Raw genomic sequence first — 26242 nt, forward strand, 5'->3', positions numbered from 1 at the left:
CGTGACCCAGAGCATCAACGCGCCGGGCGGCGGGCCCGCCGGCGACCACCACCTCCTTGTCACCGGCGGCGCCGGATTCATCGGCGGAGCCATCGTCGATGCCGCCCTCGCCCGCGGCTGGCAGGTGCGGGTGCTCGATTCCCTCCGCCGGGACGTGCACGGCGGACTCCCCGTCGTCGATCCCCGCGTCCAGTTCGTGGTCGGCGATGTCACGGACCCCGGGGCTGTCGCGGATGCGCTGCGCGGTATCGACGTGGTCTGCCACCAGGCCGCCAAGGTGGGCCTTGGCGTCGACTTCTCCGACGCACCGGACTACGTGCACAGCAACGAGGTCGGCACCGCGGTGCTGCTGGCGGGCATGACCGCCGCCGGGATCGACCGGTTGGTGCTGGCCTCCTCAATGGTCGTCTACGGCGAGGGCAGCTACCGCAGCTCCACCGGTTTCGCTCGTCCGGGGCCGCGGAATGCGACCGACCTCGACGCCGGCCGCTTCGACCCGACCGATGCCGTCACGGGGGAGCAACTGGAACCCGTTCTGGTCGCAGAAGACGACCCGCTGGACCCCCGCAACGTCTACGCGAGCAGCAAGCTGGGCCAGGAGTATCTCGCGACAGCCTGGAGCCGCAGCACCACTGGCCGGGCGGCCGCGCTGCGGTACCACAACGTCTACGGCCCGGGGATGCCGCAGAACACCCCGTACGCCGGTGTCGCGTCCCTGTTCCGGTCTGCCCTGGCGCGCGGCGAGGCGCCCACGGTCTACGAGGACGGCCGGCAACGGCGGGACTTCGTGCACGTGCGGGACATCGCCTCGGCCAACCTCGCCGCGATCGACTGGACCGACGGCTCGCCGGCCGGCACCTTCCGCCCGTTCAACGTGGGCAGCGGCACCGTGCACACCATCGGCGACATGGCTGAGGCCCTCAGCAGCGCCGCCAACGGGCCGGCGCCCGTGGTGACCGGGGAGTACCGGCTCGGGGATGTGCGGCACATCACCGCGTCGTCAGAGCGGCTGCGCACCGAACTCGGCTGGAGCCCCTCGATGAGCTTCGCCGACGGGATGCGCGAATTCGCCACGGCACCGCTGCGGGCGGCCGTTCTCTGAGCCGGCCCCGGTCGGGGGTCAGACCTCGACGGGCTCGGGGTGCGCCGGCAGCAGCACGTCGAACCGGCAGCCGCCCGGCGTGTTCTGCACGGTGACCTCACCGTGGTGCGCCGCCACGATGCCGTCGACGATGGCCAGGCCGAGACCCGCTCGGCCCTGGCTGGCGGACTCGGCGTCCGGGGTGCGCGGTTCGGTGCCCCGCCAGCCGGGCTCGAACACCCGGCCCAGATCCGCCGGCTCGATGCCGCCGGCCGAGTCCTGCACTGAGATCACGGCGCGGCCGTCGACGTGTTCGGTGACCGACACCACGATGGCGCCGCCGGGAGCCGACTGCTGCACGGCGTTCATCACCAGGTTGCCCACCGCCCTGGCCAGCTCCCGCGGGTCGGCCAGGATCGTCAGGCCCATGGCACCCTCAAAACGCAGGTCGAGCGATTTTGACCTGGCGACCGGACCGAGATCCGCGACGGTGTCGCTGATCAGGTCGTACAGCGCAACCCGCGCCATGGTCAGCCGCAGGGTGCCCGACGTGATCCGGGACAGCTCGAACAGGTCGTCGACCATTCCGTTCAGCCGGTCCACCTGGCTGCGGATCTGGCCGTAGTAGCGGGCCGGGTCCTCGACCATGTCGTCCTCAAGGGCCTCGGCCATGGCTCGGATGCCGGCCAGCGGCGTGCGCAGGTCGTGGGAGATCCAGGCGACGAGCTCCCGGCGGGACGCCTCGTTCTTGCTCTCGCGGTCCCTGGACTCCTGCAGTCGTGCGCCGGTCGCCGCGAGCTGGTCGGCGAGGGTCGCGAACTCGGTGTTGCTGTGCCGTTCCGTCGCTAAGATCGGCTCGCCCCGGCCGAGGCTCGCCGCCGCGAGCGTGAGGTGCCGGCTGTCGCGCGCGATCCACCGCCCGAGCAGGGCCGCCATCAGCAGTGAGACGCTTCCGGCCACCGCGGCAACGAAGTAGAACACCGTGAGGTCGTGGTCGGACACGTACATCAGGGACGCTGCCGCGGCCATCCCGCTCACCACCGACACGATGGTGGCCAGGGCCACCACGACCAGTTGCAGCACCATGGAGTACCTGGCGAGCAGGTGCAGGGTCAGCAGGCCGAGCGTCCCGACGATGACGGCGCAGGCCAGAGCGATGACGAGTACGCTGACGAGCCCGTTGACGTTCATCGGCGCGCCCCGGCATCCTGGTCGCCGGACGGGGCGGCGTCCAGCGGCTCAGGGTCGAACCGGTAACCGACCCCCCACACGGTCTTCAACAGCCGCGGTCGGGTCGGGTCGGCCTCGATCTTCTCCCGCAATCGTCGCACGTGCACTGTCACCGTTGACAGGTCGCCGAAGTCCCAGCCCCACACCGACTTGAGCAGCTCCTCCCGGCTCAGCGCCCGGTAGGGGCGGCCGATCAGGTGGGCGAGCAGATCGAACTCCCTGGCCGTGAGCACCAGGGCGTCACCGTTCATCCGCACCTCGTGCGCCGCCAGGTCCAACGTGAACGGGCCCGCCTGCACAGAGCCGCCGCGGACCGGCTCCGGCACGCTCCGCCGCAGCACCGACTGCACCCGCAGGACGAGCTCACGCGGTGAGAACGGCTTGGCCAGGTAGTCGTCTGCGCCCGCCTCCAGGCCGTCGATCCGGTCCTCTTCCTGGTTCAGCGCGGTCAGCATGATCACGGGCGTCTCCCAGGCGGCTTTGATGCGGCGGCACACCTCGATGCCGTCCAGCGCGGGCAGCAACCGGTCAAGCACCACGAGGTCGGGACGCTGCTCCTCGGCCTGGCGGAGACCGCTGTGGCCGTCGTGCGCCTGGTCCGCGATGAAGCCGGCAGCCACCAGGTAGCGGCACACGATCTCGGCGACCGTCGGGTCGTCATCGATGACCAGGATGCGGCGCGGAATGTCCGGGGTCCCGGTCGCAGGCGTTGGGTTCACACTTGAAGGATAGGCGCTCCGGCCGCCCGGCGCCTCCCGCCCGGATCCTTCACAGGTCCGTAACGTTTCCCTCGGAGTGTCGGTCGGCCGGCCGACCTAGTGTCGAGGGGTGAGTGAATACCTGGTCGACATCGTCATGCCGTGCCTGAACGAAGCCGGGGCCCTGCCCTGGTTGCTGGGCCGGCTGCCGGAGGGCTACCGGGCCATAGTCGTCGACAACGGCTGCACGGATGATTCGGCGAGGATCGCTGCAGCGGCGGGGGCCACTGTCGTGTTCGAGGCCCGCCGGGGCTTCGGGGCAGCCGCCCATGCCGGATTGCTGCGGGCGACCGCTCCGATCGTCGCGTTCTGCGACGCCGACGCGTCGATGGATCCGCAGGACCTGCCCCTCGTGGTGGATCCCATCGCGGCCGGGGACGCCGATCTGGTGCTCGGCCGGCGCCGGCCGACGACCGCCGGGTCGTGGCCGTTGCACGCCCGGATAGCCAATTCCACTCTTTCTTGGCGACTGCGCCGAATAACAGGTGTGAACATTTACGACTTGGGCCCGATGCGGGCCGCACGGCGAGAAGACCTCCTGTCCCTCGATCTCCAGGACCGGCGCAGCGGCTACCCGCTCGAGGTGTTCCTCAAGGCCGCCGTACAGGGCTGGCGCATCCGCGAAGTCGACACCCCGTACGCCCCCAGGGTGGGCCGCAGTAAGGTGACCGGCACCGTGCGCGGCACCCTCACGGCCATCACCGACATGTCGCGCCTCCTGAAGGACGCCGGCCGATGACCACCCTGATCGTCATCGCCAAGGAATGCCTGCCCGGCAAGGTCAAGACCCGGCTGCACCCGCCGCTCAGCCTTGACCAGGCTGCCGAGCTGGCCGCGGCCAGCCTCGATGACACCCTTGAAGCCGTGGCCGTTCTGCCCGCCACCCGGCGGGTGCTCGCCTTCGACGGAATCGTCGCCCCCGATGCCGCTGCCGGCTACGAGGTGGTGCCCCAAGTCACCGGAGGCCTCGATGAACGCCTCGGCGCGATCTTCGACGGCTGCAGCGAACCCGCCGTGTTGATCGGGATGGACACCCCCCAGGTGTCGGCCGCCGATCTCGCCCCGCTGTTCGCGGACTGGCCTGACGACGTCGATGCCTGGTTCGGCCCCGCCGCCGACGGTGGATTCTGGGCGCTGGCGTTGCGGAACCCTGACGGCGACCTCATCAGGGGGGTGCCGATGTCGGAAAGCTTCACCGGCGACCACCAACTCGCCAGGCTCCGCGCCGCCGGCCTCCGGGTGCGCTTCCTGCCCACCCTCACCGACGTTGATCACATCGAGGACGCCCACCACGTGGCCGCCCTCGCGCCGCACGGCCGTTTCGCCGCAGCGCTGGCCGGATTCGGTGTCAGCCGGCGGAACGGGGCGGAGCGATGACCCTGCTCTCCGGCCGCACCCAGAGTCCCACCTTCGGCGCCGGCGGCACCGAACCGTATGCGGCTGCACTGCAGAACGAGTCCGCGGTGCTGTACCTGCACGGCAGCACGGCGCAGTCCCCGACGGCGGCCCCGATGGATGCCGGCCGCTGGAGCGCAGGCGCTGACGCCACCGACCTCGACGTGCTGACCGGCGCCGCCGGGCCGGTGCTCGACATCGGCTGCGGACCGGGCCGGATGGTCAGGGCCGCCATGGACCTCGGCCTGTCGGCCCTCGGCGTTGACGTGTCACCGACAGCCGTGCGCATCGCCACCGCGGCCGGTCTCACCGTGCTCAACCGGTCGGTTTTCGCCTCGATGCCACTCGAAGGCGGCTGGGGCACGGCCTTACTCCTGGACGGCAACATCGGTATCGGCGGCGACGCCGGGGCGCTTCTAGCGAGGTGCGCCGAACTGCTCGCCGAGGACGGCGCTCTCGTGGTCGAAGTCAGCCAGGAACCCGATCGCGACCATGCCTTCGAGGGCACCCTCGAAGACGGCCAGGGTCGGCGCAGCGGAGCGTTCCCGTGGGCCGAGATCGGCATCGTGCCGCTCCGTGCGCGCGCCGAGAAGGCCGGTCTCCGGGTGGATCAGGACTGGATTCGGGACGGACGCTGGTTCGCCCGCCTGGTGCGCAGGTAGAACCAGAGCGAGACCAGCACGCTGGCTACCGCGAGCGCCAGCCAGAACAGGCCCAGGTTCAGCGCGTAGTCGAGCGGCAGGATGCTGGGATTGTTGGGTCCCAGATCCTGCGCCACGATGGCCGGCAGCACGATGAGCGTCATCAACGAACCGAGAACGATCGCGGCCTGCACGGTCACGATGATGCTGCCGGCCAGCCGGTGCCCGGCGCGGCGGGTGAGGACGCCCAACCCGAACACCAGCGGGGAGATCACGGCGTCGTGCAGCACAATGGCCGCGCCGATCCAGAGGGCAAGCCCCGGCAGTCGCCGCAGTGCCACGGTGTCGACCAGGACGTAGGCTCCGAAGGCGAGGCCGAACACGCCGACGGCGATGAGGATGACGCGCGCCGCGCGCATCCGCCTCGTCGGCGGGGCCGGGGATAGTGTGGTCGTCACGCGTTGATCGCCTCGATCCGGCTGAGCCATTTGGTCTGCAGAACGCCCGGCCGGCCGGGCGCGATCATGCGCGCCGGGTAGCCGTGCTCGAGGTCGAGGGTCTCGCCGTTCAGCTCCAGGGCCACCAGGGTCAGCGAGTCACGCACATACTCGCTGCCCATCTCGGTCTGCTTGAAGCCGCCGCGCTGCTCGAGGCTGATCAGCCTGAGGTCGGCGTCGGGGGAGCCGCCGGCCAGGTCGACGAGGTCGCGCAGGCGCACACCCCGCCAGGATGCCATCTGGCTCCACCCCTCCACACAGGCGATGGGCAGCTCCACGTCGGTCTGCGGGAGCGCGACCAGCTCGGCACGGCTGAACGAACGTTCGGTGCCGCCGACGGCCAGGGTGAGCACCCAGTCGGCCGCCAGGGCCGTGGTGGACACCTTGGCCTGGGCGGAGGTGCGGTTCACGGGGACGCCCTGCTGACCGACGCCTTTTTTGCGCGGTCCGAACAGGTTGGCCGCGTCCAGCGGTGCGAAGGTCTGCCCGGCCGTGAGGCCGACCACGGCCGTGACCGACAGCGCCACGGTGGTCAGGAAGCCGCGGCGGCTGGTGCGAGCCGGAAGCTCGGGGGTCCGGTCGATGTAGGAGAGCACCCGCCCGGTCAGGCCGCGGGTGCGGGGCAGGCCCTCGGTTGAGGACGGCGCATTCTCGGCGTCAGGGCCGGTGGGCGTCTCGACGATACCGGTGTCGACGGGGTGCCGCTCCTCGGGGGCCGGCACCGGCGTGGCGCGCCAGTGCGCCGCGATCAGAGGCAGCTTCACACCGATATGCACGGCCAGGGAGCCGATGATCACGAAGGCAAGGGCGAAGTGCACCTGCTTGAACGGGAAGGGGAACGGGTACCACTGATACGTGTTGAGCAGGCCGATCGTGATCTCCACGAGCGAGGCACCCACGAAGAGCGCGATCGAGGCCCGCTCGAGAAAGTTGGCGAACGAGGTGACCGGCGGGTACTGGAACAGCTGGGGGAAGACCACGTAGAGCTTGGCCAGCAGCAGGGGGAAGCAGGCGATCCCGGCGATGATATGGGTGCCCTGGGTCACCTGGTAGAGCCCGGCCGGCCGGGTGGGGAACGTCATCCAGGGCAACGGTTGCTGCAGGAAATGGCTGTATAGGCCGGTGCCGAAACAGACCAGGAAAGCCAGTCCGAGCAGGCGGCCGATCACGGTGGCCATCCGCGGGTTTCGCACCGGGGAGGCGAGCTGGGTCCTGGCCTCGTACATCAATCGGCGCATAGTCCATTCCACCACTTCGGCCGCGGCTGGAGCCGGCGGAATCATTACGGTTCGATGACGCCGACACCCTCCGGTCGGGGTGGCGTCCGCGCTCGGGGAGGATGGCTGTGTGCGTATTGCCATCGTTTCGATCCTCCTGGCCGCCAGCGCCGCCCTCACCGCGGCTCTCGTGGTGGCCTTCGACCTGTTCAGGCCGCACCGGGACACGGTCCCGTTGCTTCTGGGCACCGCGGCACTCTGGCTGCTGTTCGCCGCCGCAGTGGTGGCGCTGCGCGGGGTCAAGGGGCGCGCCGTCGTGGTGCTCGTGCTTGCCGGATCCGTTGTGATCGGTGGGGCCGCGATGGCAGGCCCGCCCAACACGAGCACCGACTCCGCCCGTTACGCGTGGGACGGCATCGTGCAGAACGCCGGGATCTCGCCGTACGCCTACGTGCCGTCGGACGACCGGGTCGACGGGCTGCGGCCGGACTGGCTGTTCCCCGCCCCGGTGGCCGGCGATAGCGGGGCCGAGTGTGTGGGCGAGCGCATCGAAACCGTGCCGCGGGACACCGGGCTGCCGCTCTGTTCCGCGCTGAATCGCACCACGGTGCCCACCATCTATCCGCCGGCGGCCGAGATATACTTCGCCGCCGTTCGCGCCGTCGTCGGACCCGACGCCGGCTACTGGCCGCTGCAACTGACCGGCCTGCTGCTGTGCGTGGGCATCACCGGGATGCTGCTGGTGGGCATGCGCCGCCGCGGCATCGACCAACGCCACGCGGCGCTCTGGGCGTGGTGCCCGCTGGTGGCGACCGAGGGCATCACCAACTCGCACGTGGACCTGCTCGGGGTGGCCTTCGTCCTCGCCGCAGCGTTCTGGGTCAGCAGCACCAAGTACGTTCGTGGCGGGATCCTGCTCGGGGTGGCCATCGGCGTCAAGCTCATCCCCGCCATCGCCGCGCCCGCGATGCTCAAACGGCAGGGCTGGAAGGTCGTCGTCGCGGCCGTCGCCACCTTCTTGTTGCTCTATCTGCCGTACGTGCTGGCCACCGGCATCGGCGTGCTCGGTTATCTGCCCGGCTATCTCACCGAGGAAGGCTACGAGGACGGGTCCAGGTTCGCGCTGGTCTCCCTGATCGCGCCGGGCAGTTCCGCGATCGTCGTGGCGGCGATCCTGCTGGCCGGCTTGGCCGTCGTCACCATCTGGACGACCGACCCGGAGCGACCGTGGCTCGGCCAGCTCCTGATGATCGGCGGCACCCTCCTGGTGCTCAGCCCGCGCTACCCCTGGTACGCGCTGCTGCTGTTGCCGTTCATCGCGCTCAGCGGCCGCTGGGAGTGGTTGGCGATCCCGCTGGCCCTGACTGTGCGTCTGCTGGTGCCCTCGCTCACGGTCACCCGGGTCTCGCTGGCCATCGCGCTGATGCTGATCGTGATCGTATCGGTGCAGAGGGCCGGGCCGGGAGCTTTGGGGCGTTGGCGGGGATCGCTCACCCGTCTCGTCACCACCCGCAGGAACCCTCAGCGCACGTAACGCAAAACGTTCACGCCGGTCAGACCCCATTCCTCGTCGAGGCTGTAGCCGAGGGCGGCGAGCTTCTCGGTCACGCTCGGTCGCCAGTCCTGTTTGTCGCTGGTCACCAGCCAGACCGCGTCGACCCCGTCGAACCGGTCGGTCACGGCGTCCAGCGGGTAGCGGGTCTCCCACAGCCCGCCGGACTGGGCGGCGGGGGTCTTCAGCTTCACGTCGATCAACCGGTCGAAGGCATCCGGATACGAATAGGCGATCACCCGGGTGGTCGCAGACGGATGCTGGCGCACCGGCCCGTAGATGATGGCGGCGGTCTCGTCCGGGTGGGCGGCCCGCTCGCCCGAGATGAGCTCGGCGACCTCGCTCCACGACGAATTCTGCTTCGCCTCCGGCTGCCGTTGGGCGACGAACTGGGGTGCGGCCAGGCCGACGAGCGCCACCAGGGCGGCCACGATCAACCATCGGCGCCGCAGCGCATCCAGGGCCACCCCGATCAGAATCGCCACGGCCGGTGCGCTGAAGGTGAGGTAGCGGGGCGAGTACAACGGTGTGGCGATCGCCGACGCGACGATGACCCCGAGCGTGGGCACGACCAGCCAGGGCACCGCGATGGCCAACAGCGACGGGTTCCCTGCCTGCACTCGCGGCACAGTCGGTCCGGTCGCGCGGCGTCGGTGGGCGGCGCGCCCCAGGATCACGACACCGACTATCACCAGGGCCCATGCCGCGACCGCGAACGGCCGGTTCAGGTAGAACCACTGGGTGACGAATACGCCGTTCCAGCTGCCCCAGCTGATCGGGGCGATCCAGCTCACCTGGCCGGACTGGCCCACCACGCCGAGGGCGAAGGGCAGCAGCAGTGCGGCGGCCGCGACGGAGGCCACGGCCCAGCCGAGCATCGACGATCGTGCTGCCCGGTCACGACGCCGGCCGGCCCACACTGTCCACAGAGCGGTCAGGCCGTGGGCGCCGACCAGGAAGGCGAGGTAGATGAAGGTGACGGTGGCGATGACGGCGACGGCGCCGTAGAGGGTCCACCAGAGCAGGCGGATGCGCCGGGGCGCTGGGCCGCGACGCCAGGCCGCCAGGAAGATCAGGGTCAGCGCCACCGCGAGGGCGGCGGTCAGCGCGTAGGACCGGCCCTCTGCGCCCATCCAGGTCACCCGGGGCAGCAGGCAGAAGGCGGCACCCGCGAGCACGGCGGCGCGACGGCTGGCCCGGGAACGAACCAGTATGACGGTCAGCGCGGCCGCGAGCCCGACACAGACGGCGCTCGGCAACCGCAACGCAAACGGCGAATAGCCCACGAGATCGAGCCAGAGATGCATGCCCGCGTAGTACAGGCCGTGCACGGCATCGATGCTCAGGAGCATCCGGGCTAGCTCGGGCCAGCTGCGCATGGTGGCGGAAACCGTCGCAGCTTCGTCGAACCAGATCGACGGCTGCCAGGACCAGGCGAGCGTGAGCAGGGTGCCGAACAGCCCGACCAGCAGCGCGTCGCGCCCCGAGGCACGCACCGGGATGCGGCCGGCGGCCGGCGTGGCCGCGCGGCGCAGTGTCGAGGTGGGGGTGGTCATGGTCGAGCTCTCTCCCATTCGTACCCAGTCATATCGGCCGGGGGCCACCGCGACCCCTTGTCGAGGGTAGGCGACCTTTCCGGGAATCTACCCGGAGGGGTCATCGTCGTGAAGTCCCGAGTGATCTCCCGGGGCGAGTCCGTCCGCGTCCACTTTCGCGAGCTTCTGGGGGGCGCGAAAAACGGCCGAGCGGGTGCTCGGCCGTTGTTCGTGTGCTGCGGCGGTGCTGCGGTGTGGTGCGGGTGGTTACTTGGTGTTGACGGTGATGGTGGCGATGCCCACGAGGAGCTGGTCGGCGACGGCGTCGGTGTTGAAGGTGGTGTTCAGCAGGGCGGCGGCGTCGGCGGAGATGTGCACGGTGGTGCCGGTGAGGATGGCGTTGTCGCCGTCCATCTGGAGGGGCTCGAGGGTTCCGCCGTAGAGGTCGAAGAGCTTGACCTGGGTGGCGGCGGACTCGCCGTTGGCGGTGACGTCGCCGAAGAGCTCCGAGGTGCCGGGGTCGATGGTGAAGTTGGTCAGTTCGACGACGGTGTCGCCGGCGGTGAGGGAGAAGCCGCTGCCTTCGTGCTCGATGTTGCCCTGGACGTAGGGGCGGAAGTCCTCGGCCGGGTCGTAGTAGTCCACGTTTCCGCCGGTGATGGGGAAGTGCAGGCTGCCTTCTTCGAGGGTGGCGGTGCCGACGGTGCCGGGGGTCAGGCCCAGGCTGGTGAGGGCGGCGGCGAAGTCGGCGTCGAGGAGGACGGAGGTGTCGACGCCGGTGAGGGCGGGGATCGAGGCCAGCGGGGTGGGGGTGGCTTCGGCGGAGGAGCTGCTGCTGGAGGAGCTGGAGGACGGCGTCGACGCCGTGCTTTCGTCCGTGGAGCAGGCGGCGAGGCCGGTGATGAGCAGGCCGGCGGTGGTCAGTCCGAGTGCGGTCTTGGTGAAGCTGCGCATGATGTGATCCTTTGCTGTGGGGTGGTGGTGTGGGGTGGTGGTGCGGGGTGTTGCTTGGTATGCAGGTGATTCGGCCCCCCGGCAGAAAAGGTTTGGTCTTGGTGGAAAAAAGATCAGCGGCAACAAAAATCGCGCCTGTCCGGGGACAAGCGCGACCTGGGCGGTGCTGGGGAGCGTCCCCTAGAAGTGTCGGAACCGGTCGGGCGCGAGATCCCAGGGGTCTTTGCCCAGCAACTCGGCCACACCACGGAACACGCAGCTCTCAATGACCATGCGCTGATGGAGCTCGTCAATGCGGTGCAGCCGGCTCAACCGTTGGATGGGCAGCCGAAAGAAGGTGATGCGGCGGGCACGGGCATCCACGGCGTAGCGCTCGACCCCGACACCGGAGATCACGTCCATGGGCCCCGGAGCCACTTCGAAGCTGACGTCAGCCAGTTCGGTGGGCCAGACCATCCGCAAGTAGTCGACAGTCGACGCAATCGTCATGTCAAAGGTGTCGATCCGTGTCCTCAACGGCGGGAGGAAGGGACCAGTGGCAGAACTCCGGATGCCGCGGCCGTGCCGGTCCCGGCCCCGGCCCCGGGATGTGGCCGGTTGCACGGTTGCGCGGCGTGAACGAGGCATACCGTCAGTCTACGTGCGGGGCATCGGCGGTATCCTTCAATCACCATGTCAGTAAGACCGTGCTCACGAATATCCTGCCGCGACGAAGCCGTGGCGACCCTGACGTTCTCGTACGCCGACTCCATGGCCGTGCTCGGTCCGCTCGCAGGCAGCCACGAACCGCATACCTATGACTTGTGCGCACGCCACGCGCGCCTGACCACTCCGCCTCAGGGTTGGCAAATGATTCGGCATCGCCTCACCTCCGTCGAGGATGCCGCCCGGACCGCGCCGTACCCCACCTGATCCTCGTGGGGAGACCCCGATTCACGCCGTCAAGGGCCGACACGCCCGGGCGTCAGAGGTGATTTGCGGCCCTCTCGGAATCCCCGTAATGTCATCTCACGTCACCCCACAGGTTCGGAAAGCCGTAGCGCTTCTGGCCTCAAGCGGGACCAAATCTCAGTCACGACAAACTAACTCGTTTTCGAGGTTTCGACTCGTCATGGCCGGGAATCAGCTCTTTGTTCGATCCTCGAATTGATCGAGCGGATTGTCTTCAGGCAGTAGCTTGCCGAAAACACGCCACTCAGCCGATTTGACAGTGATTCGAGCCGAGGCTAGGATAGTACAGTTGCCCCGGAGCGACAGCCTTTCAGGCTTGAAGTCGGGTGCGTCCGATCCTTGAGAACTCAACAGCGTGCACAATGTCAAATGCCAAAAACCTCGTGGTTTGGATCCGTTTCTAGCGGTGAAGGGCCAGGAGATTCCTTTGGAAAACATTTAAACAACAAAGCAAGTCAGTAATGATTTGTTCTGTCAGTTTCAAACTTGTGTCTTGTTCGCCTATTCCGGCGGCTAGACACACTAGATGTGCCCACTGAGCTTGCTCGGTGAGGCTATTGAACATTTACGGAGAGTTTGATCCTGGCTCAGGACGAACGCTGGCGGCGTGCTTAACACATGCAAGTCGAACGGTGATGAGGGAGCTTGCTTCTTCTGATCAGTGGCGAACGGGTGAGTAACACGTGAGTAACCTGCCCCAAACTCTGGGATAAGCACTGGAAACGGTGTCTAATACCGGATACGAGCTTCAGCCGCATGGCTAGGAGTTGGAAAGAATTTCGGTTTGGGATGGACTCGCGGCCTATCAGCTAGTTGGTGAGGTAATGGCTCACCAAGGCGACGACGGGTAGCCGGCCTGAGAGGGTGACCGGCCACACTGGGACTGAGACACGGCCCAGACTCCTACGGGAGGCAGCAGTGGGGAATATTGCACAATGGGCGCAAGCCTGATGCAGCAACGCCGCGTGAGGGACGACGGCCTTCGGGTTGTAAACCTCTTTTAGTAGGGAAGAAGCGAAAGTGACGGTACCTGCAGAAAAAGCACCGGCTAACTACGTGCCAGCAGCCGCGGTAATACGTAGGGTGCAAGCGTTGTCCGGAATTATTGGGCGTAAAGAGCTCGTAGGCGGTTTGTCGCGTCTGCTGTGAAATCCCGAGGCTCAACCTCGGGTCTGCAGTGGGTACGGGCAGACTAGAGTGCGGTAGGGGAGATTGGAATTCCTGGTGTAGCGGTGGAATGCGCAGATATCAGGAGGAACACCAATGGCGAAGGCAGATCTCTGGGCCGTAACTGACGCTGAGGAGCGAAAGCATGGGGAGCGAACAGGATTAGATACCCTGGTAGTCCATGCCGTAAACGTTGGGAACTAGATGTGGGGACCATTCCACGGTCTCCGTGTCGCAGCTAACGCATTAAGTTCCCCGCCTGGGGAGTACGGCCGCAAGGCTAAAACTCAAAGGAATTGACGGGGGCCCGCACAAGCGGCGGAGCATGCGGATTAATTCGATGCAACGCGAAGAACCTTACCAAGGCTTGACATATAGAGGAAACGGCTGGAAACAGTTGCCCCGCAAGGTCTCTATACAGGTGGTGCATGGTTGTCGTCAGCTCGTGTCGTGAGATGTTGGGTTAAGTCCCGCAACGAGCGCAACCCTCGTCCTATGTTGCCAGCACGTAATGGTGGGAACTCATGGGATACTGCCGGGGTCAACTCGGAGGAAGGTGGGGATGACGTCAAATCATCATGCCCCTTATGTCTTGGGCTTCACGCATGCTACAATGGCCGGTACAAAGGGCTGCAATACCGCAAGGTGGAGCGAATCCCAAAAAGCCGGTCTCAGTTCGGATTGAGGTCTGCAACTCGACCTCATGAAGTCGGAGTCGCTAGTAATCGCAGATCAGCAACGCTGCGGTGAATACGTTCCCGGGCCTTGTACACACCGCCCGTCAAGTCATGAAAGTCGGTAACACCCGAAGCCAGTGGCCAAACCCGTAAGGGATGGAGCTGTCGAAGGTGGGATCGGTGATTAGGACTAAGTCGTAACAAGGTAGCCGTACCGGAAGGTGCGGCTGGATCACCTCCTTTCTAAGGAGCACAGCACCTCTCCTCTGTATACAGGGAGATTCACGGTGCCAAGTCATACGAAGACGAATGTTCTTCGATGGCGCTCATGGGTGGAACATTGACATTGATGCAGAACCAATCGGTTCGATCTCAGTACTTCACTTCGGTGAATGGAAAGGGTTGGGTCAGGCGGGTTTGCATATGCACGCTGTTGGGTCCTGAGGGACCGGAACAATCGTTGATCGAGCTTGTCGAGATCACGGTTGGACTTTTCCTCTGGACCTTTTCTTGTCAGCAGTCGTATCCTTCGGGGTCGCTGGCTTGGAGGGGTACCGCCCGTACTTTGAGAACTACACAGTGGACGCGAGCATCTTAAATTTGAACCCTTCGGGGTCAAATTACAAAGATCAACACACTTTTTGAGTGTGTGATCATTGGTCAATTTCGGTCACGAACTTTGTTCGTGGCACTTAATCGATTCAAACTCATGTGATTTCAAATTTTCAAGAGCAAACGGTGAATGCCTTGGCATGTAGAGCCGAAGAAGGACGTAGTAATCTGCGATAAGCCTCGGGGAGTTGATAAACGAACTGTGATCCGAGGATGTCCGAATGGGGAAACCCCGCCAGGCCCGTGAGGTGACCTGGTGACTCCCGCCTGAATATATAGGGCGGGTAGAGGGAACGTGGGGAAGTGAAACATCTCAGTACCCACAGGAAGAGAAAACAATAGTGATTCCGTTAGTAGTGGCGAGCGAACCCGGAAGAGGCTAAACCGATCATGTGTGATAGCCGGCAGGTGTTGCATGGTCGGGGTTGCGGGACTTTTCTGCTGCTTCTGCCGAAGCGTGAGGGTTAGAACGTTGTATAGACGAACAGGATTGAAAGCCTGGTCATAGAGGGTGCGAACCCCGTAGTCGAAATGCAGCAATCGCCCGAAGAGTATCCCAAGTAGCACGGGGCCCGAGAAATCCCGTGTGAATCTGTCAGGACCACCTGATAAGCCTAAATACTCCTACATGACCGATAGTGAACAAGTACCGTGAGGGAAAGGTGAAAAGTACCCCGGGAGGGGAGTGAAATAGTACCTGAAACCGTTTGCTTACAAACCGTTGGAGCCAGTCTGATTCTGGTGACAGCGTGCCTTTTGAAGAATGAGCCTGCGAGTTAGTGATATGTGGCGAGCTTAACCCGAGAGGGGAATGCGTAGCGAAAGCGAGTCTGAATAGGGCGATTCAGTCGCATGTCCTAGACCCGAAGCGAAGTGATCTATCCATGGCCAGGTTGAAGCGACGGTAAGACGTCGTGGAGGACCGAACCCACTTCAGTTGAAAATGGAGGGGATGAGCTGTGGATAGGGGTGAAAGGCCAATCAAACTTCGTGATAGCTGGTTCTCTCCGAAATGCATTTAGGTGCAGCGTTGCGTGTTTCTTGCCGGAGGTAGAGCTACTGGATAGCCGATGGGCCCTAAAAGGTTACTGACGTTAGCCAAACTCCGAATGCCGGTAAGTGAGAGCGCAGCAGTGAGACGGTGGGGGATAAGCTTCATCGTCGAGAGGGAAACAACCCAGACCACCATCTAAGGTCCCCAAGCGCGTGCTAAGTGGGAAAGGATGTGGAGTTGCATAGACAACCAGGAGGTTGGCTTAGAAGCAGCCACCCTTGAAAGAGTGCGTAATAGCTCACTGGTCAAGTGATTCCGCGCCGACAATGTAACGGGGCTCAAGCACGCCACCGAAGTTGTGGCATTGATATTTTTGGTAAGCCGCACCCAAGGGGTGTTGGTTCAGCCGTGTTGATGGGTAGGAGAGCGTCGTGTGGCCAGCGAAGCGGCGGTGTAAACCAGCCGTGGAGGCTACACGAGTGAGAATGCAGGCATGAGTAGCGAAAGACGGGTGAGAAACCCGTCCTCCGAAAGATCAAGGTTTCCAGGGCCAGGCTAATCCGCCCTGGGTAAGTCGGGACCTAAGGCGAGGCCGACAGGCGTAGTCGATGGACAACGGGTTGATATTCCCGTACTGACGAAGAACCGTCCAAGCTAATCCAGTAATGCTAAGCATCTGAATCCTCTAGATGGATCCCTTCGGGGTGAAGCGTGAGGCCTAGCGTGCGACCCTATGCTGGTGCGGTTAGCGTATTAACAGGTGTGACGCAGGAAGGTAGCTGAGCCGGGCGATGGTTGTCCCGGTCTAAGGATGTAGGCCGAGAGATAGGCAAATCCGTCTCTCATATAAGGCTGAGACCCGATGGGTAGCCCGTGAGGGTGAAATCAGTGATCCTATGCTGCCAAGAAAAGCATCGACGCGAGGTTCTAGTCACCCGTACCCCAAACCGACTCAGGTGATCAGGTAGAGAATACTAAGGAGATCGAGAGAATCGTGGTTAAGGAACTCGGCAAAATGCCCCCGTAACTTCGGGAGAAGGGGGGCCTGAGGCGTGAAGGGATTTACTCCTGGAGCGTTCGAAGGCCGCAGAGACCAGTGGGAAGCGACTGTTTACTAAAAACACAGGTCCGTGCCAAGTCGCAAGACGATGTATACGGACTGACGCCTGCCCGGTGCTGGAAGGTTAAGAGGAACGGTTAGCCGCAAGGCGAAGCTGAGAATTTAAGCCCCAGTAAACGGCGGTGGTAACTATAACCATCCTAAGGTAGCGAAATTCCTTGTCGGGTAAGTTCCGACCTGCACGAATGGCGTAACGACTTCCCAGCTGTCTCAACCGCGAACTCGGCGAAATTGCATTACGAGTAAAGATGCTCGTTACGCGCAGCAGGACGGAAAGACCCCGTGACCTTTACTACAGCTTGGTATTGGTGTTCGGTGTGGCTTGTGTAGGATAGGTGGGAGACTGTGAAGCTTGGACGCTAGTTCAGGTGGAGTCAACGTTGAAATACCACTCTGGTCATATTGGATACCTAACTTCGAACCGTGATCCGGTTCAGGGACAGTGCCTGGTGGGTAGTTTAACTGGGGCGGTTGCCTCCTAAAAAGTAACGGAGGCGCCCAAAGGTTCCCTCAACCTGGTTGGCAATCAGGTGTCGAGTGTAAGTGCACAAGGGAGCTTGACTGTAAGACTGACAAGTCGAGCAGGGACGAAAGTCGGGACTAGTGATCCGGCAGTGGCTTGTGGAAGCGCTGTCGCTCAACGGATAAAAGGTACCTCGGGGATAACAGGCTGATCTTGCCCAAGAGTCCATATCGACGGCATGGTTTGGCACCTCGATGTCGGCTCGTCGCATCCTGGGGCTGGAGTAGGTCCCAAGGGTTGGGCTGTTCGCCCATTAAAGCGGTACGCGAGCTGGGTTTAGAACGTCGTGAGACAGTTCGGTCCCTATCCGCTGCGCGCGCAGGAAATTTGAGAAGATCTATCCCTAGTACGAGAGGACCGGGATGGACGAACCTCTGGTGTGTCAGTTGTTCCGCCAGGAGCACCGCTGATTAGCTACGTTCGGAACGGATAACCGCTGAAAGCATCTAAGCGGGAAGCCGGCTTCGAGATGAGATTTCCATCCCTTAGGGGGAGAGGCTCGCAGCTAGACTACTGCGTTGATAGGCCGGATGTGGAAGAGAGGACTAAAGACTCTTGGAGCTGACCGGTACTAATAAGCCGATAATTTGATAACACACAGTTTGAATAAGCTGTTCTGCGTCCACTATGTGGTTCTCGATGTACGGTCGAGAACAACGCCCTCCACGGAGGGCTCTATAACTGAAGAATATAGAATCGATTCACCATCACCAGGTGTTTCGGCGGCTATAGCAAGAGGGAAACGCCCGGTCACATTCCGAACCCGGAAGCTAAGACTCTTTGCGCCGATGGTACTGCAGGGGGGACCCTGTGGGAGAGTAGGACACCGCCGGACTTAACTTAGAAAACAGGAAAGCCACCCCACCGGGGTGGCTTTCCTGCGTTTAACCCCCACCCGCACCCACCCCCGCTGGTCGAGCTCGTCCAGACCCCGCGACACGACCCGCGCACACGCACCCCTCCCGCTGGTCGAGCTCGTCGAGACCCCGCGAGGCGACCCGCGCACACGCACGCCGCCGGCTCCGGCCCCGCACTCCCGTCACCTGGTCTCGACGAGCTCGACCACCGAGGTCGACGCGAGACGGGGCATCCGCGAACCGTGAGAAAAGCACCACACCACGCTCGTTTTCGGGGCTTAACTCACAGCTCGCGGGAGGGGAGGCGGGCTTGGGTGGGGGAAGGCGGGGGATCCGGCGGGTCAGCGGTCGGGGAAGTCGTGGGGACGGCCGGTCAGGACCGGGGCCAGCTTGTCGAGGCGTCCGCGTTCGAGGAGGTGACCGGTGTACTCACGGTTGCGCCGCACCTCCGCGACCCCGATGAGCAGGTACTCCGGCGGCACGGCCGGCACCGGGGACACGAACGGTGCCACCTCGGCGGCGAGACTCTCCGCCAACCGCACCCGGGTGTCCGGGGAGAGCTGGTGCGCCTGTCTGAGGAATTGCGCCACCCGTCGGGACAGGCGGTCGGGCAGCCGGGCGACGTCCACGGTCCCGGCCCAGGACGCCAGGACCGGAGGCAGCACGAAGCTGGGCTCGCTGAACCTGGGCACGCGTTCGTGCTGGCTGTAGGTGCCCGCCAGGAGGTCACCGAGCCGTTTGGAGCGGGAGTTGAGCAGCGCACAGGTGACCGCGAGGCCGCCGAAGGTGAGGAAGATCTCGATCACGCCCATCAGAGCGCGGATGAAAGAATGCCGCAGCCCGGTGGCCCCGCCGTCGTCGCGGACGATGCGTGCGCCGACGGCCCAGCGTCCCAACGAACGTCCGTGCGACAGGGTCTCGACCAGCATCGGCACGATCAGCAGCGAGAAGACCAGGCCGGAAATGGCCAGCGCCTGGGCCAGGGCCTCGTCGACGCCGTCGCCGAACAGCACTGAAACCAGGAGGGCCATCAGGAGGAAGAAGCCGACATAGGCGACCCAGTCGATCATCGTCCCGGCGCTGCGCAGGATCACGCTGGCCGGCCGCACATCGAGGGCGACGGCCTCACCGGTCACCAGTTCGCGCTCGATCAGGGAATCTTCACCGTGATCGGCTGCTTTCCAAGGCTCCGCCATGTCTACTATTGAAGCAGATGGATCTTGACGCGTATTCAGCGGCGCACCGCGCCGAATGGGACCGCCTGGCCGAGCTCGGCCACCGGCGGCAGCTCAGCGGAGCCCAGTCGGACGAACTGATCCAGGCCTATCAGGCCGGGGCCACCCAGCTGTCTGTCATCAAGACGGCGGCCGGGTCGACGATGCACGGCGACCGGCTCTCCGTGATCCTGTCGCGCGCCAGGCTCCGCTTCACCGGGGCGGGCACGAACGTGCTCGCCCAGATACCGCGGTTTTTCCTCATCCAGCTGCCGGCCGCGCTGTACCGGCTGCGCTGGCTGACCCTGGCGGTGGCCGTGGTCACCGTCGTCGTCGCGTCGCTGTATGCGATCTGGGCCACGAACACTCCCGACGTGCTGGCCAATTTCGGGTCCCCCGCCGAGCTCGAGCAGCTGGCCAACCAGAGCTTCGTGTCGTACTACTCCGAGAATCCGGCTGCCTCATTCGCGGGGCGGGTGTGGACCAACAACGCCTGGATCGCGGCGCAGTGTGTGGCCTTCGGCATCCTGGGCGTCTACGTGCCCTATATCGTGCTGCAGAACGCCCAGAACCTCGGCGTCACCGCGGCTGTCATGTTCGCGTACGACCAGGGTGACACCTTCTTCCTCTACATCGCCCCGCACGGCCTGCTCGAGTTGACGGCGATCTTCGTGGCGGCGGCCGCTGGGCTTCGGATCTTCTGGGCCTGGATCGCGCCGGGCGCCCGGACCCGCGGCCAGGCGTTGGCCGAGGATGCCAGGGCCCTGTTCACGGTGGCCATCGGGTTGGTGTTCGTGCTGCTGGTATCCGGCATCCTCGAGGGGTTCGTGACCCCGGCGCCCTGGCCCTGGCCGGTGAAGATCGGCATCGGCGCCGCGGCCCTGCTCGCTTTCCTCGCCTACATGCTGGTGCTCGGCGGACGAGCCGTGCGCGCGGGCGAGACCGGCGACCTGGCGGAGTTCGAAGCGGGCAGCGCCCGGGTTTTCGCCGGCTGAGTCCATCTGACCCCGGCTGACCCTGGCGATCCGGCTAGAGCCGGCCCGCCGCCTTGAGCGCGATGTACCGATCGGCCAACGCCGGTGGCAACTCGTCGGGGGCGCCGGTGACAACGTCGGCGCCGAGCTGGCGCACCGCGGCCGCCACCCTCTTCTGGTCCAACAGGGTGCGTTCGGCCGACGCGGCGCGGTAGACGTCTTCGCGGGTGCTGCGGCTGCGGGTCAGCCCAACGACCGTCGGGTCCGTCACCGACGCCACCAGCACCGTGTGCCTGGCGGTCAGCTGACCCAATACCGACAGCAGCCCGGTGGACGCTCCGGGCGCATCCATCGGGGTGAGCAGGACCACCAGGGCGTGCTGGCCGGTGACCGCTCGGATCTGCCCGGGCAACGCCGTCCAGTCCATCTCGATGAGCTCCGGCTCGATCAGCGCCATGCCGTCCACCATGCGGCTCAGCAGCTCCGCTCCCGACGCGCCCTGCACCCTGGCCCGCACCCGGCGGTCCCAGGCCAGGAAGTCAACCCGGTCGCCGGCCCTGGAGGCCAGCGCGGCCAGGAGCAACGCAGCTTCGAACGCGGTGTCCAGGCGCGGCTCGTCGGCGACCCGGGCGGCAGAGGTGCGGCCGGTGTCGATGACGATGACGATGCGGCGGTCGCGTTCGGGTCGCCAGGTGCGCACCACGACGTCGTTGCGGCGGGCCGTGGCACGCCAGTCGATGGACCGGACGTCGTCGCCGCGTACGTACTCGCGCAGGGAGTCGAACTCGGTGCCCTGTCCGCGCACCAGCACGCTGGTTCTGCCGTCAAGCTCCTTGAGTCGGCTGATTCGGCTCGGCAGGTGCTTGCGGGAGTGGAACGGCGGCAGCACCCTGATGCGTGCGGGCGCGATGAGGGTGGCCTGCCTGGCCCACAGGCCCAGCGGGCCCGTCGAGCGCACCGTCACATGGGACGCGGTGCGTTCGCCGCGCCGGGTGGGCACCAGCGTCAACTCGACCAGGCGCCGTTCCCCCGGGGGCAGGAGCACCGCGGTGCGGTTGTTGCCCGCGCCGGCCGACGGCTGCCACGCATCCCGCACGACGCCGCGCAGCCGGCGGGAACCCTCGTTGCTGAGGTAGAGCTCGCTTGTCACCGCCTCACCCAACCGGACCCTGGCCGGCAACACGCGCTCCAGGGACAGCCTCCGCGGTGACGCGGCCAGGGCCAAGTCGATGCTCCCGAGCGTCAGGGCGAGCAGCAGCCAGCCGGCCAGGACGGCCGCAGCGGTGGCGGTGGTCCCGCCGAGCAGCACAATGGGCACGACGCCGAGGGCGACGAGGAGGACAAACCGGCCGGTCAGTGTCATCGGGTGCGAGTCATCGGATTAGATCGGAACCTGGACCTGCTGCAGCACGCCGTGCAGGATCGTGGCGACGGTGATCCCCTCGAGCTCTGCCTCCGGGCGCAGCTGGATGCGGTGCCGCCAGACCGGGAGCACCATGGCCTGCACGTGGTCGGGCGTGATCGACTCGTAGCCGCTGAGCCAGGCCCAGGCCTTGGCCGCGGCGAGCAGGGCGGTGGTGCCCCGGGGGCTCACCCCCAGCTTGGCCGACGGGCTATGCCTGGTGGCCCTGGCCAGGTCGACGATGTATGCCAGGACGTCGGGGCTCGCACCGACGGCAGCGACGGAGGCCTGGGCGGCGGCGAGTTCGGCGGCGCCGAGCACCGGGGTGACCCCGGCTGCGGTGAGGTCGCGCGGGCTGAAACCGGTCGCGTGCCGGCGAAGCACCTCGAGCTCGACGTCGCGCTCGGGAATGTCGAGCACAAGCTTCAGCAGGAACCGGTCCAGCTGAGCCTCCGGGAGAGTGTAGGTGCCCTCGTATTCGATCGGGTTCATCGTCGCGGCCACGATGAAGGGTTCCGGCAGCGGTAGGGACAGCCCGTCCACGCTGACCTGGCGTTCCTCCATGGCCTCCAGCAGGGCGGACTGGGTCTTGGGTGGGGTGCGGTTGATCTCGTCGGCGAGCAGGATATTGGTGAAGACAGGCCCGTTGCGGAACTCGAACTCCCCGGCCTTCGCGTCGTAGATGAGCGACCCGGTCACGTCGCCCGGCATCAGGTCCGGGGTGAACTGAACCCGTTTGGTGTCCAGGCTCAGGGCGTGGCTCAGGGACCGCACCAGCAGGGTCTTGGCCACCCCGGGGACACCCTCCAGGAGCACATGGCCGCGGGAGAGGAGGGCGATGATCAGCCCGGTGACGGCGCCGTCCTGCCCGACGACGGCCTTGCCCACCTCGGTGCGCACCTGGGTGAGGGCCCGGCGCAGGCTGTCGGTCGAGCCGTCGGCGGGGCTGATCTCGGCGGATGTCGAGGCGTGACTGGTCATGGTTCCATTCTTCCAGTTGACGGGGGAGCTGTGGGGGAGGGCCCGGCACCTGGCGGGCGCGCAGCGAGGGTGGTGGCGCGTTCCAACTCGTCGACGGCGTCGGAGAGGTCCATCATGGCGGCGTCGCTGCCCGGAACCTCTCCGAGAAGCACGGCGTGCACCTGGTCCGGCGGTCGGGCAGTGAGCGCGGCGACGGTACGGATCACCAGGTCGACCGGGGCGGTCCTGGGCAATCCGGCGGTCTGGGCCATCCGGCCCACCGCACCGATCCGGATAGCGTCAACGGCGCGCAGCCGCGCGTTGGCCCTGGCGTAGAGCCGGGCGCGGCCCTCCATGGTTTCGTTGGCCCGCACGACGACGGGCAGGTTCTCCGCGACCAGTGGCCCGAACCGGCGGCCGCGCCAGACCATGGCGGCGATGGTCACGGCCGCCAGCAGGAGTATCACCGGCGTGACCCAGCCCGGGGTGAGCGCGCCGAGGGAGGGCGGGCCGGTGACGGGCACGTCCGCCAGGGTCGGCAGGTACCAGACCAGGGTGTCGGTGCTGCCGAGGAGATTGAGCGCCAGGGCGGCGTTGCCGTAGGTGGCGATCTCGTCGTTGGCGAACACCGCGGTGTCGGCGACCAGGGTGATGGTGCCCGCATCGGTGACCCGTTCGATCACCGAGTAGGTGTTGTTGTCGCCGGGGAAGCAGCCCTCGTAGCCGGCCGTGTCGGCGGGCAGTCCGAGGGTCTTGCCGCCTGGTGAGATCGTTCCGGCTCGCTCGGCGGCGGCAACCGTGCACTGGGCAGCGGGCGCATCCGCCGTTGACACGCCGCCGAAGCCGACCTCGGGAGCCAGGGCCTGCAGGGCGAGGAAGTCGGGGTCGGCGATGACGGTCTGGGAGGCCAGGGTGCCCAGCCGGCCGAGCTGGTCCGAGCTGAGGTAGCCGGACTCGTCGGAGACGAACAGGGTGGCCGTCCCCGCCGCGGCGGTCGCGGCGTCGGCCTCGTCGAGGGTGTCGACGGGTACGACGGTCACGCCCTGCTGCCGGAGCACTTCGACGACGGCCATCGCGCCGGCCGGGGCGGGGTTCTCGGCCCCGAGCCGCGGACCGGCGGTGCCCCCTGCCCCGGCGACGACGAAACCGATGACGGCGACCAGCAGGGCGCCGGCTCCGGCGATGACCCAGAACGAGGAACGACGCAGCGCCCCGCGAATCGTGGGCGTGCTCGACACCCGGCTCACGGGGCCACCGGAGTCACCGCACGCGGCCGGGCGGCCCGCAGAGCGGCGTCAAGGGCGACCAGGTCGGTGTAGCCCTGCTCGGTTCCCGTGCCGCCGAGGTAGCGCACGCTTTCGAACACGTTCGCGCCGTTGCGCAGCCGGGCCCGTTCATCCGGGAACGCCGCGGCAGCGAGTTCGGCGACGCTGTGCGCCGTCGTTCCCGGCGTCGGCCGCAGGACCGTGCGTTCCGCCAGACCCTGCGCGATGGCCCGGAAGGCTTCCTCGCTGGCGAGGGTCCAGTCGCCGGCCGATGCCGCCGCAGCGGCGGATTTGCGGAGCTGGTCTGCGGTGCGGCGATCGTCGGAGGTGAACAATCCGGCGGCGCTCTTGCGGCGGCGGGCTCGCCGGGGCAGCCCGAACACGAGGATCGCGGCGACCAGCAGGGCGATGCCGAGCACTGTGGCGATCAGCGGGATCCAGCCGTTGCTGCCGTCGCCGCCGAAGGTGAGGGAGGAGAACCAGTCCAGGATGGCCTGGGAAAGCCGGTCGAACCAGGTCGGCTGGGCTGCCTGGTACGGCGCCTTGGCGAGTTCGTCGCGCAGCCATTGCTGCGCGTCGGGCGCGCTGGGTTCCACCGGGATATCCATTCCCGGCCGGACCAGCCCCCACCCCGCGATCATGCCCAGGGCGACCCCGGGCCGGGGCGGGTTGCAGCGTCGGCGGCAGCTGGCGCGGTGTGGGCGAGGTAGGGATCGGTTGCCTCGGTGCCCGGTGCCGCCTCGACGAAACGCTGCAGTTCAAGGTCGAGGCCTTCCTTACGCATCCGCAGGTCGATGTAGATAAGGGCGACGGCGGCCGATTGCACGACCGCGGTGACGGCGCCAATGACCAGACCGATCAGCAACGTGAGGATGTAGAGCACGCCGGCCGGGATGTAGGACTCGAAGGCGGCGTTCGGGTCGATCAGGCTGAGCACCACGCCGAACAGGAGCGACAGCGGGGTGGTGACCACCTGTGCGACCACGTTCACGATGACCGAGATGAGCAGCAACACGCCCAGGGTGCGCCAGAAGAATCCGCCGGTCAGCGACCACGAGCGCCGGATCGACTGCCGGATGCTCAGCTGTTCCAGCACGATCAGGCTCGGTACGACGGCCGTCTTGGTGCTGACCCAGGCTCCAAGTGCGACGAGCCCCAGCCCGCCGAAGACTCCGACGATCACGGCCAAAGCGATCCAGCCGCCGCCGAGGAGCACGCACACGAACACCAGCCCGCCGATGAGCAGCACGCCGACCAGCAGTGCCCCGCTGAGCAGCAGGGTCCAACCGACCAGCGGCCACACCCGCCGGCCCACCCGGCGCCACAGCGTGCCGAGGCGCAGTTTCTCGCCCAGCGTGGCCCGGGCAACCTCGAGCACAATCACACCCTGCAGAAGCGCGGATGCGACGATGGCCAGGGCGACCGGCACGAGGGCGGACAGCACGATGGTGAGCATCGCGCCGGCCTCGACGGCATCCTGTTCGTCGATCGGCGCCGACGCGACCCGGCTGAGGGCGAAGAAGCTCACTACGCCGACGACCAGGAGGGTGACCAGGAGCGTGGCGCCCTGCACGATCAGCGCACTGCCGAAGGTGGCCTTGGGGTTGCGCCGCAAGACCTGGAAGGGCGCCCCCAGTAGGGTGCCGAAACCGAGCGGGCGCAGCGGGATCAGGCCGGGCTTGGGCGGCGGGGTCCAGGCGGGCGGCGTGCCGGGCCGATAGCCGCCGACCGGGGCCGGCTGGGCAGCGCCGGGTGTGCCCCCCTGGGCGTATTCGCCGTAGCGAGGCACGTCGGGGGAGTTGGTCGGGGGGTGCCAGTCAGGGTCCGTCACGCCTCCATGCTGGCATACCCGGACTGCGCTGTGTGGCCTGTGCGCCATCTCGGAGCCGTGTCGACTACTCTTGTGCCAGAGATTGCCCGTGTCGTGCGCGTTATTGCCGGTGACCGGGCGGAAAACGGATCAATGAACTCACGCATTCTGGTTGTCGACGATGACCCCGCACTCGCTGAGATGATCGGCATCGTGCTGCAGGGTGAAGGCTTCGAGCCGCACTTCTGCGCGGATGGGGCGCAGGCGCTCGACGCGTTCCACAGCGTCGTGCCCGACCTGGTCCTCCTGGATCTCATGCTGCCCGGCCTGGACGGCATCGAGGTCTGCAGCTTGATCCGGGCCGAATCGGGCACCCCCATCATCATGCTGACGGCGAAGTCAGACACGACCGATGTGGTCAAGGGGCTGGAGTCCGGCGCGGACGACTACATGGTCAAGCCGTTCAACCCCAAGGAACTGGTGGCCCGGATTCGCACGAGGCTGCGTCCGGTTCCGGTGGAGACTCCCGCCAACCTGCAGATCGGCGACCTCGTCGTCGACGCGGCCGGTCACGAGGTGAAGCGCGGCGACCAGAGCATCAACCTCACCCCGCTGGAGTTCGACCTGCTGCTGGCGCTGGCCTCCAAGCCCGCGCAGGTCTTCACCCGCGAGATGCTCCTCGAACAGGTGTGGGGCTATCACTACAAGGCCGACACCCGGCTGGTCAATGTGCACGTGCAGCGTTTGCGCGCCAAGGTCGAGGACGACCCTGACAACCCCCGCATCGTGATGACGGTGCGCGGTGTCGGCTACCGCGCCGGCGCGGCCGGCTAGGGACACGGTGGCGGCGCGGTTC

21 protein-coding genes and 3 rRNA genes are annotated in these 26242 nt (G+C 66.3%); 11 read left to right on the forward strand and 13 right to left on the reverse strand.

Features of this window, described 5'->3' with window-relative positions; genetic code table 11:
* The first annotated feature begins 1 nt into the window (after nucleotide 1).
* On the forward strand, nucleotides 2-1102 hold the full coding sequence (locus BJQ95_RS02915; protein ID WP_240694792.1) for an NAD(P)-dependent oxidoreductase: 1101 nt from the start codon (nucleotides 2-4) through the stop codon (nucleotides 1100-1102).
* An 18-nt stretch (nucleotides 1103-1120) separates the two neighbouring features.
* Here BJQ95_RS02915 and BJQ95_RS02920 read toward each other — a convergent pair whose 3' ends face one another.
* The gene (locus BJQ95_RS02920) at nucleotides 1121-2272 is read right to left on the reverse strand and encodes a cell wall metabolism sensor histidine kinase WalK (protein WP_130178159.1); all 1152 of its coding nucleotides are present in this window, start codon (nucleotides 2270-2272) and stop codon (nucleotides 1121-1123) included.
* The gene (locus BJQ95_RS02925) at nucleotides 2269-3030 is read right to left on the reverse strand and encodes a response regulator transcription factor (RefSeq protein ID WP_130178158.1); all 762 of its coding nucleotides are present in this window, start codon (nucleotides 3028-3030) and stop codon (nucleotides 2269-2271) included. Before BJQ95_RS02925 ends, BJQ95_RS02920 begins: the two co-directional genes overlap by 4 nt.
* Nucleotides 3031-3139: 109 nt before the next feature.
* On the opposite strand from BJQ95_RS02925, the gene BJQ95_RS02930 reads away from it, so the two are divergent.
* The 3 genes from BJQ95_RS02930 to BJQ95_RS02940 are packed head-to-tail and all read left to right on the forward strand — an operon-like array spanning nucleotide 3140 to nucleotide 5126.
* Entirely contained in the window at nucleotides 3140-3808 is a 669-nt protein-coding gene (locus BJQ95_RS02930) for a glycosyltransferase family 2 protein (protein ID WP_240694791.1), read from the forward strand.
* Complete coding sequence (locus tag BJQ95_RS02935; protein WP_130178157.1) at nucleotides 3805-4446, forward strand: DUF2064 domain-containing protein; 642 nt, start codon at nucleotides 3805-3807, stop codon at nucleotides 4444-4446. Before BJQ95_RS02930 ends, BJQ95_RS02935 begins: the two co-directional genes overlap by 4 nt.
* Complete coding sequence (locus BJQ95_RS02940) at nucleotides 4443-5126, forward strand: bifunctional 2-polyprenyl-6-hydroxyphenol methylase/3-demethylubiquinol 3-O-methyltransferase UbiG (RefSeq protein ID WP_130178156.1); 684 nt, start codon at nucleotides 4443-4445, stop codon at nucleotides 5124-5126. Before BJQ95_RS02935 ends, BJQ95_RS02940 begins: the two co-directional genes overlap by 4 nt.
* On the opposite strand, the gene BJQ95_RS02945 is transcribed toward BJQ95_RS02940, so the two are convergent.
* Both BJQ95_RS02945 and BJQ95_RS02950 read right to left on the reverse strand, forming a co-directional pair.
* Nucleotides 5075-5563 (reverse strand): hypothetical protein, encoded by a 489-nt coding sequence (locus tag BJQ95_RS02945; RefSeq protein WP_130178155.1) that lies wholly within the window; start codon nucleotides 5561-5563, stop codon nucleotides 5075-5077. The two genes, BJQ95_RS02940 and BJQ95_RS02945, sit on opposite strands and share 52 nt — an antisense overlap.
* The gene (locus BJQ95_RS02950; RefSeq protein WP_130178154.1) at nucleotides 5560-6840 is read right to left on the reverse strand and encodes a molybdopterin-dependent oxidoreductase; all 1281 of its coding nucleotides are present in this window, start codon (nucleotides 6838-6840) and stop codon (nucleotides 5560-5562) included. The genes BJQ95_RS02945 and BJQ95_RS02950 overlap by 4 nt, the downstream gene beginning before the upstream one ends.
* A gap of 109 nt (nucleotides 6841-6949) precedes the next feature.
* Here BJQ95_RS02950 and BJQ95_RS02955 point away from each other — a divergent pair, with 109 nt between their 5' ends.
* Nucleotides 6950-8353, forward strand: a complete 1404-nt coding sequence (locus BJQ95_RS02955) for a glycosyltransferase family 87 protein (RefSeq protein WP_130178153.1) — start codon at nucleotides 6950-6952, stop codon at nucleotides 8351-8353.
* On the opposite strand, the gene BJQ95_RS02960 is transcribed toward BJQ95_RS02955, so the two are convergent.
* The 3 genes from BJQ95_RS02960 to BJQ95_RS02970 all read right to left on the reverse strand — a co-directional run bounded on the left by BJQ95_RS02960 (nucleotide 8341) and on the right by BJQ95_RS02970 (nucleotide 11349).
* Nucleotides 8341-9927 carry a glycosyltransferase family 39 protein gene (locus BJQ95_RS02960; protein WP_165384958.1) on the reverse strand — a complete coding sequence of 529 codons (1587 nt, stop codon included), beginning with the start codon at nucleotides 9925-9927 and terminating at the stop codon, nucleotides 8341-8343. The two genes, BJQ95_RS02955 and BJQ95_RS02960, sit on opposite strands and share 13 nt — an antisense overlap.
* A 246-nt stretch (nucleotides 9928-10173) precedes the next feature.
* Complete coding sequence (locus BJQ95_RS02965; RefSeq protein ID WP_130176999.1) at nucleotides 10174-10860, reverse strand: hypothetical protein; 687 nt, start codon at nucleotides 10858-10860, stop codon at nucleotides 10174-10176.
* A 180-nt stretch (nucleotides 10861-11040) separates the two neighbouring features.
* On the reverse strand, nucleotides 11041-11349 hold the full coding sequence (locus BJQ95_RS02970; protein ID WP_370688365.1) for a hypothetical protein: 309 nt from the start codon (nucleotides 11347-11349) through the stop codon (nucleotides 11041-11043).
* Between the two features lie 183 nt (nucleotides 11350-11532).
* Here BJQ95_RS02970 and BJQ95_RS02975 point away from each other — a divergent pair, with 183 nt between their 5' ends.
* The 4 genes from BJQ95_RS02975 (at nucleotide 11533) to rrf (ending at nucleotide 17739) form a co-directional block, all read left to right on the forward strand.
* The gene (locus tag BJQ95_RS02975) at nucleotides 11533-11772 is read left to right on the forward strand and encodes a DUF3499 family protein (protein WP_130176692.1); all 240 of its coding nucleotides are present in this window, start codon (nucleotides 11533-11535) and stop codon (nucleotides 11770-11772) included.
* 603 nt (nucleotides 11773-12375) lie between these two features.
* Nucleotides 12376-13898 (forward strand): 16S ribosomal RNA (locus tag BJQ95_RS02980).
* A gap of 472 nt (nucleotides 13899-14370) precedes the next feature.
* Nucleotides 14371-17499, forward strand: a 23S ribosomal RNA gene (locus BJQ95_RS02985).
* A 123-nt stretch (nucleotides 17500-17622) separates the two neighbouring features.
* Nucleotides 17623-17739: ribosomal RNA gene (gene rrf, locus BJQ95_RS02990) — 5S ribosomal RNA — on the forward strand.
* Together the 16S, 23S and 5S rRNA genes form the textbook arrangement of a ribosomal RNA operon.
* A 363-nt stretch (nucleotides 17740-18102) precedes the next feature.
* Here rrf and BJQ95_RS02995 read toward each other — a convergent pair.
* Nucleotides 18103-18957 (reverse strand): RDD family protein, encoded by an 855-nt coding sequence (locus BJQ95_RS02995; protein WP_256041505.1) that lies wholly within the window; start codon nucleotides 18955-18957, stop codon nucleotides 18103-18105.
* A 17-nt stretch (nucleotides 18958-18974) separates the two neighbouring features.
* Between BJQ95_RS02995 and BJQ95_RS03000 the strand changes: the two genes are divergently transcribed.
* Nucleotides 18975-19970, forward strand: coding sequence for a stage II sporulation protein M (locus BJQ95_RS03000; RefSeq protein WP_130178646.1), 996 nt, complete (start codon nucleotides 18975-18977; stop codon nucleotides 19968-19970).
* Nucleotides 19971-20004: 34 nt separating this feature from the next.
* Here the strand turns inward: BJQ95_RS03000 and BJQ95_RS03005 are convergent, their stop codons facing one another.
* From BJQ95_RS03005 to BJQ95_RS03025, 5 genes are read right to left on the reverse strand one after another with little or no spacing between them, the layout of a single operon-like run.
* Nucleotides 20005-21312: a DUF58 domain-containing protein gene (locus tag BJQ95_RS03005; RefSeq protein ID WP_130178645.1), complete on the reverse strand. Its 1308-nt coding sequence runs from the start codon at nucleotides 21310-21312 to the stop codon at nucleotides 20005-20007.
* An 18-nt stretch (nucleotides 21313-21330) separates the two neighbouring features.
* Entirely contained in the window at nucleotides 21331-22332 is a 1002-nt protein-coding gene (locus BJQ95_RS03010) for a MoxR family ATPase (RefSeq protein WP_130178644.1), read from the reverse strand.
* Entirely contained in the window at nucleotides 22329-23558 is a 1230-nt protein-coding gene (locus tag BJQ95_RS03015) for a DUF4350 domain-containing protein (RefSeq protein WP_130178643.1), read from the reverse strand. Before BJQ95_RS03015 ends, BJQ95_RS03010 begins: the two co-directional genes overlap by 4 nt.
* Nucleotides 23555-24172, reverse strand: a complete 618-nt coding sequence (locus BJQ95_RS03020) for a DUF4129 domain-containing protein (RefSeq protein WP_240694872.1) — start codon at nucleotides 24170-24172, stop codon at nucleotides 23555-23557. Before BJQ95_RS03020 ends, BJQ95_RS03015 begins: the two co-directional genes overlap by 4 nt.
* 41 nt (nucleotides 24173-24213) lie before the next feature.
* A complete protein-coding gene (locus BJQ95_RS03025) occupies nucleotides 24214-25407 on the reverse strand; it encodes a hypothetical protein (protein ID WP_130178641.1) in 1194 nt (397 codons plus the stop codon).
* Between the two features lie 132 nt (nucleotides 25408-25539).
* Between BJQ95_RS03025 and mtrA the strand changes: the two genes are divergently transcribed.
* Nucleotides 25540-26220 (forward strand): MtrAB system response regulator MtrA, encoded by a 681-nt coding sequence (gene mtrA / locus BJQ95_RS03030; RefSeq protein WP_130178640.1) that lies wholly within the window; start codon nucleotides 25540-25542, stop codon nucleotides 26218-26220.
* Nucleotides 26221-26242 lie beyond the last annotated feature (22 nt).

The organism is Cryobacterium sp. SO1, assembly GCF_004210215.2.
Classification (GTDB): domain Bacteria; phylum Actinomycetota; class Actinomycetes; order Actinomycetales; family Microbacteriaceae; genus Cryobacterium.

Bases quoted from the DNA above. Each gene is read 5' to 3' on its own strand.
- BJQ95_RS02920 (WP_130178159.1), bottom strand. From the start codon at position 2,272: ATGAACGTCAACGGGCTCGTCAGCGTACTCGTCATCGCTCTGGCCTGC.
- BJQ95_RS02935 (WP_130178157.1), top strand. From the start codon at position 3,805: ATGACCACCCTGATCGTCATCGCCAAGGAATGCCTGCCCGGCAAGGTC.
- BJQ95_RS02940 (WP_130178156.1), top strand. From the start codon at position 4,443: ATGACCCTGCTCTCCGGCCGCACCCAGAGTCCCACCTTCGGCGCCGGC.
- BJQ95_RS02950 (WP_130178154.1), bottom strand. From the start codon at position 6,840: ATGCGCCGATTGATGTACGAGGCCAGGACCCAGCTCGCCTCCCCGGTG.
- BJQ95_RS02960 (WP_165384958.1), bottom strand. From the start codon at position 9,927: ATGACCACCCCCACCTCGACACTGCGCCGCGCGGCCACGCCGGCCGCC.
- BJQ95_RS02965 (WP_130176999.1), bottom strand. From the start codon at position 10,860: ATGCGCAGCTTCACCAAGACCGCACTCGGACTGACCACCGCCGGCCTG.
- BJQ95_RS02970 (WP_370688365.1), bottom strand. From the start codon at position 11,349: ATGACGATTGCGTCGACTGTCGACTACTTGCGGATGGTCTGGCCCACC.
- BJQ95_RS02975 (WP_130176692.1), top strand. From the start codon at position 11,533: ATGTCAGTAAGACCGTGCTCACGAATATCCTGCCGCGACGAAGCCGTG.
- BJQ95_RS02995 (WP_256041505.1), bottom strand. From the start codon at position 18,957: ATGGCGGAGCCTTGGAAAGCAGCCGATCACGGTGAAGATTCCCTGATC.
- BJQ95_RS03000 (WP_130178646.1), top strand. From the start codon at position 18,975: ATGGATCTTGACGCGTATTCAGCGGCGCACCGCGCCGAATGGGACCGC.
- BJQ95_RS03005 (WP_130178645.1), bottom strand. From the start codon at position 21,312: ATGACACTGACCGGCCGGTTTGTCCTCCTCGTCGCCCTCGGCGTCGTG.
- BJQ95_RS03010 (WP_130178644.1), bottom strand. From the start codon at position 22,332: ATGACCAGTCACGCCTCGACATCCGCCGAGATCAGCCCCGCCGACGGC.
- mtrA (WP_130178640.1), top strand. From the start codon at position 25,540: ATGAACTCACGCATTCTGGTTGTCGACGATGACCCCGCACTCGCTGAG.